Below are 15,941 nucleotides of genomic sequence, written 5' to 3'. Positions count from 1 at the left end.
TTGAAATAATACTACTATTTCTACTCATAAATGTTAATTCCACATTTTTTCCTTTAAAATATTTTGAAATAATAAATGTAAAATTTACTTTTACTAAAATGCATGCGATATATTTATATCGTATTGCTAATACTAATTAATCATAATTAACTCTTAAACCATCCTAATAATGAAGACAAAATCCTATTTAAAAAAACATTGGAGGCGGAAAAAAAATTCGCCAATTCTCATGTTATTCTTATTGCTTTCCACATGTTTGTTAGCAATAGAGAATACACACGCACAACAATCCGTAACTGGCCAGATAACTTCTGGAACTGATGGCGTCCCCTTACCAGGGGTCAACATTATGGTTCAAGGAAGTAATATAGGAGTGGTCTCCGATTTTGACGGAAACTATCAACTGGACGGAGTGGCTTCCGACGCCACCCTTGAATTTTCTTATATCGGTTTTAAATCGCAAACGATATCGCTCAACGGACGATCTACACTTAATGTCGTTATGGAAGAAGACCTTGCACAGCTCGATGAAGTGGTAGTCATAGGTTATGGTACCCAAAAGCGTTCCGATATTACCGGTTCGGTAGCTTCGGTTCCAAAAGATCGTTTGGAAAACCTTCCTGTAACCAATGTAACACAAGCCCTGCAAGGTACTACCGCAGGACTTAACATAACCACAGAATCTTCAATCCCCGGAAGTGTCGCTGGCATCCAAGTCAGGGGGCTTAACTCTATTACCGCTGGAAACAGCGCCTTTATCGTTGTAGACGGTACTCCCTTTTATGGCTCTCTGAACGATATCAATTCCCGGGACATCGAATCAATTGAAATCTTAAAAGATGCTTCAGCTACTGCTATTTATGGTAACCGAGGATCCAACGGGGTTATTCTGATAACTACCAAACGTGGAAAAACCGGAAAACCTACCATAAACTATAGTGTTTACAGTGGACTAGAGGATTTTTCACATGTACTCGAACCTATGGGTCCAGAGGACTATATCGAAAAATACGCACACTATGTGGAGCAAAGAGGGCTCGAGCAAACTGATGTTTTACCCAATACTGCTGAGATCGAAAATTATAATGCCGGAAGGACAACTAACTGGTTCGATGAAGTTACCCAAACCGGACTGATAACAGAACATAATGTAAGCCTTTCCGGAGGAAGTGAGAATGCCAAGTATTTTATTTCAGGAGGATATCTGGATCAAAAAGGAGTTATAAAAGGGTATGAATACAATCGTGTGAATTTCAGAACCAATCTGGACCTGGATGTAACTAACTGGTTATCAACAGGGGTAAATGCCTATTTTGCAAACAATAACTACGATGGCGGCCGGGCTAATTTCCTTTTTGGAACTGCCATGAGCCCTTATTCGGTACCCAGGGATGAAAACGGGGAATACATTATCTACCCAATGTCTCCCGAACAACTTTTTGAAAACCCTTTACTGGGACTTACTGAAGACAGGCTAGATCATATCAAAAACCTTTCAGGTACTGCCTATGCTACCCTAAAACCGGGAATAGAAGGCCTGGAATATAAAATAAGTGCGTCGTACTACTACAATCCTAGATACAATGCTACCTATAGTGGCCGTGCAGCTAACGATAACAATGGTACGGCATACAAATACAACGCAGAAACCAAAAGATGGGTAGTCGAAAACCTGCTTACCTATACAAAGGATTTTGGTAAACATCATTTTGATGTAACCCTACTGTATAGTGCAGAGGAGCAAAATTATCAAAACACAGCAGTGACTGGAGTAGGCTTTTTTAGTGATGCCCTTTCTTACAATCAAATTGAATCAGCAGATAATATCTCCGCGGAATCTGAAAAATGGAGACAGAGCTGGCTTTCTCAAATGGGAAGGATCAATTATTCCTTTGACAGCCGTTACCTACTCACCCTTACCGCGCGTAGGGATGCAGCCTCTGTCTTTGGAGGCAACACTGACAAATATGGTGTTTTTCCCTCCATGGCCATTGGTTGGAACATCGCCAACGAAAGTTTTATGGAGAATGCTTCCAAGGTCAACCAATTGAAATTAAGGTTTTCCTACGGAACCAATGGAAATCCGGGCGTAGAGGTTTATGGCACTCAAAGTACCTTAGGTACCGTTCTATACCCCTTTGGAGGCTCGCCCCAGGTAGGTACCTATATAGATGGAATGGGGAATCCCAACCTTCAATGGGAATCCACTACCACAGCCAACCTTGGTATTGACTTCGGTTTTTTCAACAATCGTTTAAGCGGTACCGTGGAAGTGTATGACAGTAAGACTGATGACCTTATTCTAGAAAGGAACATTCCCAATATCACCGGATCCGGTGATATTTTGGACAATGTCGGAAAGTTAGGAAACAAAGGATTGGACATCACCCTGAACTCCGTCAATGTAAATACAGGGGATTTCCGTTGGGAAACCCGTCTGAATTTTTCTACTTATAAAAATGAAATACTGAACCTTTATGGAACCGGTGAAGATGATATCGCTAACAGATGGTTTATAGGGGAATCCCTAGGCGTGGTATATGATTACCAAAAACTCGGTATCTGGCAGGAAGATGAGATTGCTGCCGAAGCTCATTTGAATCACGATCCCACAGCCCGACCCGGAGATATAAAGTTTGCTGATATCAACGGTGACGGACAGATAGACTCCGAGAACGACCGTGTAATTCTAGGCAATACCCTACCGGACTGGAATGGAGGTTTAACCAATACTTTTATGTATAAGGATTTTACCTTTAGCTTCTTTTTACAAACCGTACAGGGTGTGTTAAGAAACAATCCGGATATCTATTATACCGATGAAGTTGGTCGCCGTAACATCCCTGCCGATGTTGGATACTGGACTGCCGAAAATCAAAGCAACGAATGGCCTTCCCTGGTCGCTTACCAAAATAATAAGGGATACGAACATCCAAAAGATGCCAGCTACCTAAGGATAAAAGATGTACGCTTAAGTTACAATATTCCAAATGAACTGTTGGAAAAATACAACATACAAAGTATGATGCTTTACGTCGCCGGAAGAAACCTCTACACCTTTACAGACTGGATAGGTTGGGATCCTGAAAGCGACCAGGTTTCCAGAGGGGGCGACGGTTGGGAAAACAACTACCCCTTAACACGTACCATCTCTTTGGGATTGAACATTTCATTATAACCTAAAAAAATTAAACAAATGAAACGCTATACAAAATTTTTAACAATAATCCTTTCAATCCTGGTCGTTACTGCCTGTAGCAAGGATTTTTTGGATGAAAAACTGGAAGATCAACACTCCCCGGAAATAACCGATGATTTAGGCTTAAAGGCCTCACTTACACTTATGTATGAAATAACCAGTTCCTTTTACACCAAAGCGGACAACCAGGGTTGGGTAAGTGTGTGGAATGTAGGTACTGATATCGCTTGGCCGACACAACCTGAAGGTGTCGAGATACCACATTTTAGATACAACACCCTTACCTCTGACGATAATGCGGCCTCCTGGATGTGGAACTGGGAATACAACATTATTGAAAACACCAATAATATAATTTTCAACATTGAGAACAATGGAGAAAACATAACCGGGATGACCGAAGAAAAATTAACTGAATATTTGGGGGAGGCTAAGTTTTTTAGAGCAAAAGCCTATGAGGAATTAGTCACCCTATACGGAGGAGTTCCTTTAGTTACAGAACCCGTTAATGAACCCAAATTTGATTTTGTAAGGGCCAATGTGGAAGAGATCAATGCCCTGATAGAAGAAGACCTCCTATATGCAGTAGCCAACCTTCCTGACCTGGGTCAAACCGAGCACGAACAACGCGTGAGCAGTGTTGCAGCCAGCCACCTGTTGGCCAAATCTTATTTACGAATGGGCAGAAATGCTGAAGCAGAAGCCCAATGTGATTTGGTTATCAACACACCGGGGCTTAGTTTGGTCACAGCCCGTTATGGTGTAAAATCCGACCAGCCGGGCGATCCTTTTTCCGATATGTTTTTTAAAGGGAATATGCGACGTTCACAAGGGAATTCAGAAGCCATCTGGGTTCTGGAAAACGAAAACCCTAGCGATGTCAGGGCAGGAAGTACCGGAAACCCACAACACCGCAGGGTTTGGGGTGGCGCCTACCACAACCGTAACGGGATGATTCCTGCAGAAGATCTGGGTGGACGAGGCCTCTCTAGATTACGCTTAAACAACTGGGTATTATATGATTTGTACGACGAAGGTGATATGCGAAATTCTCAGTACAACATCAAAAGAGAGCATACCTATAACGACCCCTCCCATGAACTCTTTGGAGAACCCGTTCCATATGAAGGTCCTGACACCTTATTTATCCTCAATCCCTACACCCTAAAATGGAAACATTTTGATCCAAGAGATACTTTTGGGTTTGGGATGTGGAAAGACTTTATCCTGATGCGCCTTGGAGAAACCTATCTATTAAAAGCAGAGGCTCAATTTAAACAAGATAACCCTGGCGGTGCCGCTGCATCTATTAATATGTTACGCACCCGCGCCAATGCACCACAAGTAACAGCCTCCGATATCACAATGGATTTTATCCTAGATGAACGCGTTAGAGAATTGCTAGGTGAAGAAAACAGGAGAATGGAACTGATGAGAACCAAGACCTTATTGGAAAGAGTGGATTTAAATTACGGGGCCCCGGAAGGAATGAGAGTGGAAGGCATCACTGATGCCCATTTGTTGTTCCCCATACCGCTCACTGAAATTCAATTGAATAAAGATGCCGAATTAGAACAAAACCCCGGATATTAATAAATAAAACATACCTAAAAAAAGACAAACAAAAGTCTTTAAACAAATAAACCTCACGGGCTTTGAAAACCTGTGAGGTTTCATTAGATTTATTAAATAGATAAACAAACTATAGAATGAACATTAACAAAAAAGTGTCTGTTAGCATATTTTTCCTAGTCACGTCCTTGGGTATAGCCAATCCTTTTCAGAATAAAGAGCCATCCCCCACAGACGATCGGGACTATTTCGTACAAACACTTGTCAAAATTGTTGATCCTGTCCTCAATGCTTTAAGTAAAAATGAACTCAAAAAACAAATGCCGGTAGAGATGGCACCTCATCCCTACGGAGACCGGGGAAAATACAGTCATTTGGAAGCATTTGGAAGAACCCTCTCCGGAATAGCACCTTGGCTGGAACTCGGACCAAATAATTCCGAAGAAGGGAAACTAAGAGAAAAATACATCGAACTTACCCTCAAGTGTATTGCCAACGCCACCAACCCGAAGAGTCCGGATTATATGAACTTCAGTGAAGGCGGACAAGCATTGGTCGATGCTGCTTTTTTGGCTCAAGGCTTGTTAAGGGCCCCAACTCAGTTGTGGGAAAAACTCGATAAAAAAACACAGTTGAATGTCTTAAACGCATTGAAACAAACAAGAGGTCTGTCTCCTGTTTACAGCAACTGGCTCCTTTTTACCGCAACAGTAGAAGCAGCCATTTTAAAGTTTGAAGGAAAGGCTAAGGCTGATATGGTCCGAATTGAATACGCTTTAAACAAACACAACGAATGGTATCTCGGGGATGGTGTTTATGGTGATGGCCCTGAATTTCACTGGGACTATTATAACAGCTATGTGATTCAACCCATGATGTTGGATATCATCAGAGTACTTATCGAAAAACAAGAGCAATTCAAGCATTGGCGTTACAACTATTTTATCAAAGATTATTCGAAAACACTGGAAAAAGCACAACGTTATGCTTCTTTTCAGGAACAACTCATCGCTCCTGATGGCACCTATCCTCCTATCGGAAGGTCTATCACCTATCGTTTTGGGGCGTTTCAATTATTATCACAAATAGCACTTTTTGAAAAACTACCCGAAAATCTGGCTCCCGGACAGGTACGATCGGCTTTAAAAGCTGTTATCCAAAAACACATGTCCGCCACAGATATGTTTGACAAAAACGGATGGCTGACTTTAGGGTTTTACGGACATCAACCGGAAATGGCAGAAGGTTATATATCAACAGGTAGTCTTTACCTCTGTACAGAGGTTTTTCTTGTGTTGGGATTATCTCCTGAAAATCCATTTTGGACACAGCCTTCTCAAGATTGGTCACAAAAAAGGATATGGAGTTCTAAAGAAAAATAAATAGTGAGAAAAAGATTAAAAAAAAGATTATTTCCATGGATGCTTCCACTGATTGGAATACTTTTTCACGCCTGTGCTCCCCAAACTATTAAAACAACAGAAGTAGGCAAAGGCTGGAGCAATAATTCAGTAAACACAGTCATTTTTAGGAAAAATGCCTTAACAAGCAACGAGGACTATCAGTTTATTGCTTTCTATGATCCTTCAGGGAAAATGGTTTTGGGAAAGCGTAAACTCTATCAGCAAGAATGGGAATTGAAAACCACGCCTTATTCAGCAAATGTAAAGGATGCCCATAACAGCATCAGTATTGCTCTTGATGCAGAAGACTATCTGCATGTAAGTTGGGATCAACACAACACCCCTTTGCGATATGCCAAAAGTCTGGAACCTTTGGGGTTGGAACTCAGTAAAGAACTTCCTATGACCAACAAACAGGAAAAAGATGTTACCTATCCTGAATTTTATAATTTGCCTAACGGAAAGCTTCTTTTCTGTTACCGTTCCGGGGAATCCGGTCGCGGGAATATGGTTATCAACACATACGATACCACTACAAAAAATTGGACACAAATTCAGCATAATTTGATTGACGGAGAAGAGCAACGCAGCGCCTATTGGCAGATGTGCACCGATAAAAAAGGAAACTTACACCTTTCGTGGGTTTGGCGAGAGACTTGGGACGTAAGCACCAATCACGATATGGGGTATGCCATTTCCCAAGACGGCGGACAAAGTTGGGAGAAATCAAATGGTGAACAATACCAGCTTCCCATTACAGCCAAAACCGCAGAATATGCGTGGAAAATCCCACAAAATAGTGAGCTCATCAATCAAACCTCCATGACCACCGACCAAAAGGGTCAACCCTATATTGCTACTTATTGGAACGATAACAGCATCCCTCAGTATAAAATCATTCATTTAGACGGAGACACATGGAAAATGATGGATACTAACTTCCGTAAGACCACTTTCGCATTAGGAGGTGGCGGCACCAAAAGAATTCCTATTTCAAGACCTGAAATATTGGTAAACGACAACACCGTTCATCTACTTTTCAGGGATGAAGAACGCAACAACAGAATAAGTCTGGCATCTACTCCTGTAGGGCACACAGAATGGAATATTCAAGACCTTACAGAAGCCTCTGTCGGACAATGGGAGCCTAATTATGATATATCCCTTTGGGAAAGAAATAAAGAACTGCACATTTTTTCGCAAAATGTAACCCAAGCCGATGGTGAAGGTCTGGCGGATATAAAACCACAGCCTGTAAAAATTATAGAAATAAAACAACTACCTAAATAAACGATAATGAAGACTAAACTCCTTTTTCTACTGATCACGATTTGCTGCTTGTCCTGCAAACAGGGAACCAAGAAACAAACTTCCTCAACAGAAGACACCTTATCAGCAACAATTGACAGCACCTTACTAACAGCGGTAAAACAATACAAATTTCTGGCGAAGCAAATAGATTCCGGGCAATATCCCAAAACCTATCACGCCAAGGAAGACCGATTGGAAACCAGTAATTCGGGTTGGTGGTGCAGCGGATTTTACCCCGGAACCCTACTCTATCTTGATGAAGCTGTAAATGCTCCTGATTTGAAACAAGAAGCTCAAAGAGTACTGGAAGACTTGAAGAAAGAACAATCCAATACCTCAACACACGACCTTGGTTTTATGATGTATTGCAGCTTTGGTAATGCCAATCGGCTGGAAAAAAATCCTGAATATGAAAAAATCCTGCTCAACAGCGCGAAATCCTTATCTACCCGCTACAACGATACGGTAAAGGCCATCCGTTCATGGGACAGCGCTCCGTGGAACAAAGCCGGGGATGATGATCTGGTCGTGATTATCGACAATATGATGAATCTGGAACTGCTGTTTTGGGCTACAAAATTCAGTGGGGACAGCACTTATTATGACATTGCTGTGAATCACGCCAATACGACTATAAAAAATCATTTCAGATCCGATTACAGCTCTTATCACGAAGTGATCTACAAGGAAGAAAACGGAGAAGCAAGGGCAAAAATCACCAATCAAGGTACGGCAGACGAATCGGCTTGGGCACGTGGTCAGGCATGGGGTTTATATGGCTATACAGCCACCTATCGGGAAACCAAGGACAAAAAATACCTGGAACAGGCACAACATATAGCTGATTTCCTTATCAACCACCCCAACATGCCGAAGGATTACATTCCATATTGGGATTTTAACGCTCCCGGTATTCCTGATGCATTACGTGACTCATCAGCAGCATCCATTATTGCTTCTGCCCTATTGGAGTTAAGCAGTTATTCCGAAGGAGATAAAAAAGAAAACTATCAAACCATCGCCAAAACCATTTTAGAAAAGCTGTTGAGTGATGAATATCTGCCAAAAGTGGGTGAAAATGGCGGATTTATACTGAAACACGGAGTTGGTAACATGCCCAACAAAACCGAAGTGGATACCCCGCTGTCCTATGGCGATTATTATCTGGTAGAAGCTATGATACGTTACAAAGAAATGAACCAATAAATTATCCAATCTAACCAAATGAAAAAGTTTATTTTTCCAATCCTATTGATCACATTACAAACCGTTTTTTCACAAAAAGCAGCAAACGAATGGGAAAATCCTAAAGTTTATGAGCGAAATAAGGAAGCGCCCCATGCTGAATTTATTGTATACAGCGATGAAACTTCAGCAAAAAATGATAATCCGGAGCAATCCACTCTATATCAAAGTCTCAACGGAAACTGGAAATTCTCTTTGGTGAAAAAACCGAAAGATCGTCCGGCGGATTTCTATCAGAAGGGTATAGACGATAGCAATTGGGATGAAATCAAAGTGCCCTCCAACTGGGAACTGGAAGGTTATGATACTCCAATTTACACAAACATCATCTACCCTTTTCCAAAGAATCCTCCTTTTATAGACAGCGATTACAACCCTGTAGGAAGCTACCGAAAAACATTTGAAGTCCCTGAAACCTGGGAGGACAAGGAGGTTATTCTTCACTTCGGTTCTATTTCGGGTTATGCCCGTGTGTTTGTAAACGGAGAAGAAGTCGGAATGACCAAAGCAGCCAAAACCCCGGCTGAATTTGATATCACCGATTACCTTTCAAAAGGGAAAAACCTCTTGGCTGTACAGGTCTTCCGCTGGCATGACGGGCGTTATATCGAAGATCAGGATTTTTGGCGATTGAGTGGGATTGAACGTAGTGTCCATTTACAGGCCTTGCCAAAACTTACCGTAAGTGATTACTTTATTAAATCAGGTTTGGACGATACTTATACTGATGGAATTTTAGATGTAACCATAGATTTAAAAACGTTTAAAAAGAATAAAAACAAGAAAGCTGAAATCACTTTCAGTCTTTTTGACGCTGAAGGAAATCAAGTTTATTCCAAAGAGAAGCAGGTAACTCATACAAGTTCAGAAGTAAACTTCAATTCCACCATAAAAAAAGTGAATGTGTGGAGTGATGAAACCCCGTATTTGTACACCTCCCTCATTAAATGGAAAGGCAATAAATCTGATGAGGCTGTTATTTCGGGGAAAACCGGTTTCCGCAGTGTGGAAATCAAAAATGCACAGTTGATGGTGAACGGAAAAGCTGTTACTGTACACGGTGTTAACCTTCACGAACATCACGGCACCAAAGGGCATGTCCCCGATAAAAAGACCATGGAAGCAGACATCGCCCTGATGAAACAAAACAACGTCAATGCCATCAGGATGAGCCATTACCCACATGCAAAATACATCTATGAATTATGTGACAAATACGGAATGTATGTGGTGGACGAGGCCAATATAGAAACCCACGCCATGGGAGCTGAGTTTCAAGCTCCGTTTGACAAATCCGTTCACCCTGCTTATTTACCGGAATGGGCTCCGGCGCATATGGATCGTATCAAACGAATGCTGGAACGCACCAAAAACCATCCTTCCATCATTATCTGGTCGATGGGGAATGAATGTGGAAACGGACAAGTATTTTACGATGCATACGAATGGTTAAAAAAACGTGATCTTACCCGAGTGGTACAGTTTGAACAAGCTGGTGAAAGCCCAAATACCGATATTGTTTCCCTCATGTACCCAAGTATGAAGAACATGAAGCGCTACGCAGAATCTGACCAAGAGCGCCCTTATATCATGTGCGAATACTCACATGCGATGGGAAACAGCAACGGAAATTTCCAAGAATATTGGGATATTATTGACAACAGTCCACATATGCAAGGAGGTTTTATTTGGGATTGGGTGGATCAAGGCTTAAAAGCTGAAGATACTAACGGAAATGAATATTGGGCCTATGGTGGTGATTTGGGAGGTGAAAACCTTCAGCACGATGAAAATTTCTGCGCCAATGGTTTAGTTTCTGCCGATCGCACTCCACATCCCGGGCTTCAGGAAGTGAAAAAGGTATATCAAAATATTAAGTTTGAACTTCAAGGCGATCAGCTTCACTTGACAAATCGGTATAATCACACCAATTTAAACGCTTTTTCCTTCCAATGGAAAATTTTAAAAAACGGTGAAGTTTTTCAGCAGAGTAATTTTACAATAGATGTAAAACCAGGGGATTCAAAAACCATTACACTTCCTATCAATAATATAGACAATCAAGCTGAATATGTGTTGGATATCTATGCTTACACCATAAACGAAATTCCCATGATCCCTGCCGGTCACGAATTGGCAAGGGAGCAGTTCAAACTGGGAACGGTCAATTATTTTGATATCAACTTTGATACTGTTGCTACCAACTCAAAGTTAAAATATCAAACAAAAGACGAAATACTCCATTTCGAAACAGCTACAATTGAAGGTGATTTTGATTTAAAAGAAGGCCGGTTGACCACTTATCATTTCAAAAATGATACTGAGAAAACTATTGAAAATTTCCCAATTCCGTTTTTCTGGAGGGCTCCGACGGACAATGACTTTGGTAACGGTATGCCCAAAAAATCAGCCTTGTGGAAAGAAGCCCATAAGAACATGGAAATATTATCAGTAGAAACTGAAAAAACAGCTCAAAAAGGTATCCGTATAGATGTAAAATATCTGTTGAGTGAGATGAAAGTGCCTTATTCCATTTCCTATGACATACAAAATGACGGAAGCATTAAAATTACCGCCGATATCGATCTGAGCAAGGATAAATTACCCGAATTGCCCCGTTTTGGAATGCGGATGGAATTGGCCAAGGCATTTGACAATATTGAATATTACGGTCGTGGTCCTTGGGAAAACTATTCCGATAGGAAAAGCTCCGCTTTTTTAGGGCAATACAAAGACAAAGTCGCCAATCAATTTACATGGGAATACATCCGTCCTCAAGAATCAGGTTACAAAACCGATGTACGCTGGCTACAATTGACAAACGAAGATGGTAAAGGACTTTTGATCACAGGAGAACAACCCTTGTGCTTTAGCGCTTTAAATGTTTCTACGGAATCTATCGATCCCGGACTTACAAAGGCACAACGCCACACCACCGATGTACATCCTGAAGATAAAGTCTATCTGCATGTGGATTACAAACAACGAGGCCTTGGCGGAGACAATAGTTGGGGAGCCTTACCTCATGAAGCCTATCGTCTTCTGGCTCCGGCATATCAGTACACTTACACACTTCGATTAATAAAATAAAAATGAAAAGAGCCTTTTCTCTATCAGTTATACTTTGTTTGGTTTTTGGTCAGTTTGCCTCGGCACAAACCAAAAAACACAATATTTTTCGTCCCGGAGCAATCTGGGAAGATACCGAGGGGGTTCATATTAATGCTCACGGTGGCGGGTTTTTATATCAAAACAGGACCTATTATTGGTACGGGGAACACAAAGGGAAAACGAGTAAGGCCCATGTTGGGATCAATGTGTATTCTTCAAAAGACCTTTACAACTGGAAAAAAGAAGGTGTTGCATTATCGGTAAGCGATGATCCTGATTCTGAAGTTACCAAAGGTTGTGTTATGGAACGCCCGAAAGTAATTTATAATGAAAAGACTGAAAAATATGTGATGTGGTTTCATTTAGAGTTAAAAGATCAAGGATATCGTGCGGCAAAGACTGCTGTTGCGATAAGTGATAATCCTACAGGACCTTTTCAATACCTTAGATCGTTTAGGCCAAATGCCAAACAATGGCCACAAAATTTTAAGGACGAATGGAAAAAATCGCTCCCCGAAGAGGATTCCTTAAAGTGGTGGACTCCTAAATGGCATAAAGCCGTAAAAGAAGGATTATTCGTCCACCGGGATTTTGAAAAAGGACAAATGTCACGTGACATGACTTTGTTTGTAGACGATGATGGTAAAGCCTATCATATTCATTCCGCTGAAGAAAATCTAAGCCTCCATATTTCAGAATTAACCGATGATTATCTCGATTTTACCGGAAAATATGTAACTGTAGCTCCGGCTGGGCATAATGAAGCTCCCGCTATATTTAAGCAAGATGGAACCTATTATATGATTGCTTCCGGGGCTACAGGTTGGGATCCCAATGCGGCACGCTCTTTCAGTTCCAAATCAATATGGGGCCCGTGGAAGCCTCTGAATAATCCGGCTGTTGGTAAGGAGTCTGATGTGACTTTTCGCTCTCAAAGTACTTACATACTTCCAGTGGCAGGCAAAGAAAATGCCTTTATTTTTATGGCGGATAGATGGAACCCAAAAAATCATATAGACGGTCGCTATATCTGGTTACCGTTACAAGTAGTAAACGGACAGCCGGTTATAAAATGGTATAATGAATGGAAGCTTGACTTTTTTGACAAGAAAAAAATACCGGTAAAAAAAGATATCCCTATTGATTCTATCCGATTGAGCGATCCCGCAATCTTGGCCGATAAAAAAACATCTATGTATTATATGACCGGAACCGGAGGTATGTTGTGGAAGAGTAAAGATCTAAAACTTTGGGACGGGCCTTATGAAGTTGCCATGACAGACCCTAACTCTTGGATGGGAACCAATCCTATGATATGGGCAGCTGAGCTGCATCAGTACAACGACAAATACTACTATTTTGCTACTTTCACCAACAGGGATGTGAAGATTGACACTGTTAAAGGTAATATCATAGAACGCAGGGCTTCTCATGTATTGGTAAGTGACCAACCCGATGGTCCTTATACTCCCATGAAGGATACTGTTTATTTACCTGAAAACAAACCAACATTGGATGGAACCTTTTGGGTTGACAAAGACGGAAAACCCTATATGATATATTGCCATGAATGGTTACAGAATTGGAATGGTACCATGGAAAAAATATTGCTAAAACCCGATTTGAGCGGTACGGTAGGTAAAAGAAAAATCATGTTTTTTGCCAGTGATTCTCCTTGGAGTAAAGAAAAAGACGAAGACGGAGCTATTGTTCCTAATAAAGTAACGGATGGTCCTTACCTATTCCGTACTGGTACAGGACGCCTTGGGATCATATGGACGAGTTGGGTGCACGATGTTTATACCCAAGGGGTGGCATATTCTGAAAGTGGAACATTAGACGGTCCATGGATTCATGAGGAGGAGCCTATTACTCCTCCCAATTTCGGACATGGGATGTTGTTTCAAACATTTGAGGGAAAAACACTGATGTCGCTGCACAGCCATAGAAATGAAAACGATCGTTATATAAGGATTCCGAATTTGTTTGAAGTGGATTTGTCGGGCGATAAGTTAATCATAGGAAAAAGATACGGTCAGTAAATATCACAATCAATTATTAAGAAAATGAAAAGAATCAATATAAAGTTCAGTATGAAATATTATTTAATATCAATTTGTTTTTTGCTGATAGGAAATGTCTCGGCGCAGGAAAAACCAGAAATTCCTGAAAAAGATTTTAATGCCTACCTTTTTACATATTTTACCGGAAATAAGGTGGAACAGGAAGCCGTTCATTATGCTGTTAGTCTTGACGGATATCAGTATTACACCCTCAACAACAACGAACCTGTATTGAACTCTAAGGAAATAAGTTTAACCGGAGGAGTCCGGGATCCACACATTTTAAGAGGTGAGGATAGCAAAACCTTTTATATGGTTACTACCGATATGACCTCCTACAAAGGCTGGAGCTCCAATCGAGGTATAGTTCTTTTAAAATCTACCGACCTTATCCATTGGTCTTCAAGTGCTATCAATTTTCAAAAGCGATTTTCAGGAAATGAGGATTTAAAACGGGTGTGGGCTCCACAGACCATATATGATAAACAGGTCGGAAAATATATGATCTATTTTTCAATGAAACACGGGGATGGAACGGATATTATATATTATGCCTATGCGAACCAAGATTTTACCGATTTGGAAAGTGAACCCAAACAACTTTTCTTTCCTTCCAACGGAAAGTCCTGTATTGATGGGGATATCATATTAAAAGACGACACCTACCACCTCTTCTATAAAACAGAAGGACATGGAAACGGGATTAAGCTGGCCACTACAACCGATCTTACTTCCGGGAAATGGAAAGAAGACCCTGAATACAAGCAACAAACCAGTGAGGCTGTAGAAGGTTCAGGGGTATTCAAGCTCAATCATACAAACACCTATATTTTAATGTATGATGTCTATATGAAAGGGCAGTATCAGTTTACCAAAAGTGATGACTTACAAAATTTTGAAATCATAGATCAGGAAATTTCAATGGACTTTCATCCCCGCCATGGAACCATTCTTCCCATTACAAGAAACGAATTGAAACGATTGATACAACAATGGGGAAAACCTAAAAAATTATCCGACATCAACAACAATCCCGCTCTGGAGGGATATTATGCCGATCCCGAAATTATGTATGCCCAAAAAACAGGTAAATACCATCTCTATCCGACCACTGACGGTTTTGATTCCTGGAGTGGGCATTACTTTAAAACTTTTTCTTCAGATGATCTGGTAAACTGGAAGGATGAGGGAGTTATTCTTGACCTTAAAAAAGAGGTCTCCTGGACAGATAGGAATGCTTGGGCACCTTGTATTATTGAAAAGAAAATTAATGGTATGTATAAGTATTTCTATTACTATACTGCTGCCCAAAAAATTGGAGTAGCCGTGTCTGATCATCCTATCGGACCTTTTGTAGATTCAGGAAAACCCCTGATTGACTTTAAGCCTGAAGGTATAAGCGGCGGACAGGAGATAGACCCCGACGTCTTTACCGATCCAACAAGCGGAACATCCTATTTGTATTGGGGTAACGGTTATATGGTCGGAGCCGAACTCAACCCTGACATGGTTTCCATAAAAAAAGAGACGATGAAAGTCTTAACACCCGATTCTACCTACAGAGAAGGAACAGAAGTCTTTTACCGCAATGGAAAATATTATTTTATGTGGTCTGAAAATGATACCCGTAGCCCGGACTATAGAGTGCGATATGCTGTAGCAGACAACCCGTTGGGGCCATTGGAAATTCCGGAAAATAATTTGGTTATTCAAAAAGCACCTGAGAAAGGTATTTATGGAACGGGACATAATTCAGTAATCCAAATTCCGGGAAAAGATGAATGGTATATTGTTTATCATCGTTTTTCAATTCCAAATGGCATCACTATGGGAGATGCTGCCGGATATCATAGGGAAGTTGCTATTGACAGTCTTACTTTTTCAGAAAAAGGAGCCATTAACAAGGTGTCCCCTACTCTTAGCGGTATTAAAAGCATCAAACAACAAAAGAAGTAATTTTTTAACCAATCGATACTTATTTACAAATCTTCCAGTAATAATATCATAACACACATTTTATACTATGGTCAACAACCT

General features: G+C 40.9%; 8 protein-coding genes. All 8 read left to right on the top strand.

The genetic code is table 11. The features are described from left to right. Nucleotides 1–169: 169 nt before the first annotated feature. On the top strand, nucleotides 170–3,178 hold the full coding sequence (locus OOZ15_RS00895) for a SusC/RagA family TonB-linked outer membrane protein (protein ID WP_265953790.1): 3,009 nt from the start codon (nucleotides 170–172) through the stop codon (nucleotides 3,176–3,178). An 18-nt stretch (nucleotides 3,179–3,196) separates the two neighbouring features. Further along, nucleotides 3,197–4,792, top strand: a complete 1,596-nt coding sequence (locus OOZ15_RS00890; protein ID WP_265953789.1) for a RagB/SusD family nutrient uptake outer membrane protein — start codon at nucleotides 3,197–3,199, stop codon at nucleotides 4,790–4,792. Nucleotides 4,793–4,908: 116 nt separating this feature from the next. Next, nucleotides 4,909–6,153, top strand: coding sequence for a DUF2264 domain-containing protein (locus OOZ15_RS00885; protein WP_265953786.1), 1,245 nt, complete (start codon nucleotides 4,909–4,911; stop codon nucleotides 6,151–6,153). A gap of 39 nt (nucleotides 6,154–6,192) precedes the next feature. After that, nucleotides 6,193–7,464 (top strand): BNR repeat-containing protein, encoded by a 1,272-nt coding sequence (locus tag OOZ15_RS00880; protein ID WP_265953785.1) that lies wholly within the window; start codon nucleotides 6,193–6,195, stop codon nucleotides 7,462–7,464. A 6-nt stretch (nucleotides 7,465–7,470) separates the two neighbouring features. Next, entirely contained in the window at nucleotides 7,471–8,691 is a 1,221-nt protein-coding gene (locus OOZ15_RS00875; RefSeq protein ID WP_265953783.1) for a glycoside hydrolase family 88 protein, read from the top strand. 18 nt (nucleotides 8,692–8,709) lie between these two features. Continuing rightward, nucleotides 8,710–11,820, top strand: a complete 3,111-nt coding sequence (gene lacZ, locus OOZ15_RS00870) for a beta-galactosidase, LacZ type (RefSeq protein WP_265953781.1) — start codon at nucleotides 8,710–8,712, stop codon at nucleotides 11,818–11,820. Between the two features lie 2 nt (nucleotides 11,821–11,822). After that, nucleotides 11,823–13,883: a family 43 glycosylhydrolase gene (locus OOZ15_RS00865; protein WP_265953779.1), complete on the top strand. Its 2,061-nt coding sequence runs from the start codon at nucleotides 11,823–11,825 to the stop codon at nucleotides 13,881–13,883. A 24-nt stretch (nucleotides 13,884–13,907) separates the two neighbouring features. Beyond that, nucleotides 13,908–15,860: a glycoside hydrolase family 43 protein gene (locus OOZ15_RS00860; RefSeq protein WP_265953776.1), complete on the top strand. Its 1,953-nt coding sequence runs from the start codon at nucleotides 13,908–13,910 to the stop codon at nucleotides 15,858–15,860. Nucleotides 15,861–15,941: the final 81 nt, after the last annotated feature.

The sequence above is a fragment of the Galbibacter kalidii genome, assembly GCF_026241135.1.
Taxonomy (GTDB): domain Bacteria; phylum Bacteroidota; class Bacteroidia; order Flavobacteriales; family Flavobacteriaceae; genus Galbibacter.
Note: the sequence above shows the minus strand (reverse complement) of the source record. Positions and strands in the feature narration are given on the sequence as shown.

Excerpts from the sequence above, each read along its gene's own strand:
- OOZ15_RS00890 (WP_265953789.1), top strand. The coding sequence starts at position 3,197 with ATGAAACGCTATACAAAATTTTTAACAATAATCCTTTCAATCCTGGTC.
- OOZ15_RS00860 (WP_265953776.1), top strand. The coding sequence starts at position 13,908 with ATGAAAAGAATCAATATAAAGTTCAGTATGAAATATTATTTAATATCA.
- OOZ15_RS00875 (WP_265953783.1), top strand. The coding sequence starts at position 7,471 with ATGAAGACTAAACTCCTTTTTCTACTGATCACGATTTGCTGCTTGTCC.
- OOZ15_RS00895 (WP_265953790.1), top strand. The coding sequence starts at position 170 with ATGAAGACAAAATCCTATTTAAAAAAACATTGGAGGCGGAAAAAAAAT.
- lacZ (WP_265953781.1), top strand. The coding sequence starts at position 8,710 with ATGAAAAAGTTTATTTTTCCAATCCTATTGATCACATTACAAACCGTT.
- OOZ15_RS00880 (WP_265953785.1), top strand. The coding sequence starts at position 6,193 with ATGCTTCCACTGATTGGAATACTTTTTCACGCCTGTGCTCCCCAAACT.
- OOZ15_RS00885 (WP_265953786.1), top strand. The coding sequence starts at position 4,909 with ATGAACATTAACAAAAAAGTGTCTGTTAGCATATTTTTCCTAGTCACG.
- OOZ15_RS00865 (WP_265953779.1), top strand. The coding sequence starts at position 11,823 with ATGAAAAGAGCCTTTTCTCTATCAGTTATACTTTGTTTGGTTTTTGGT.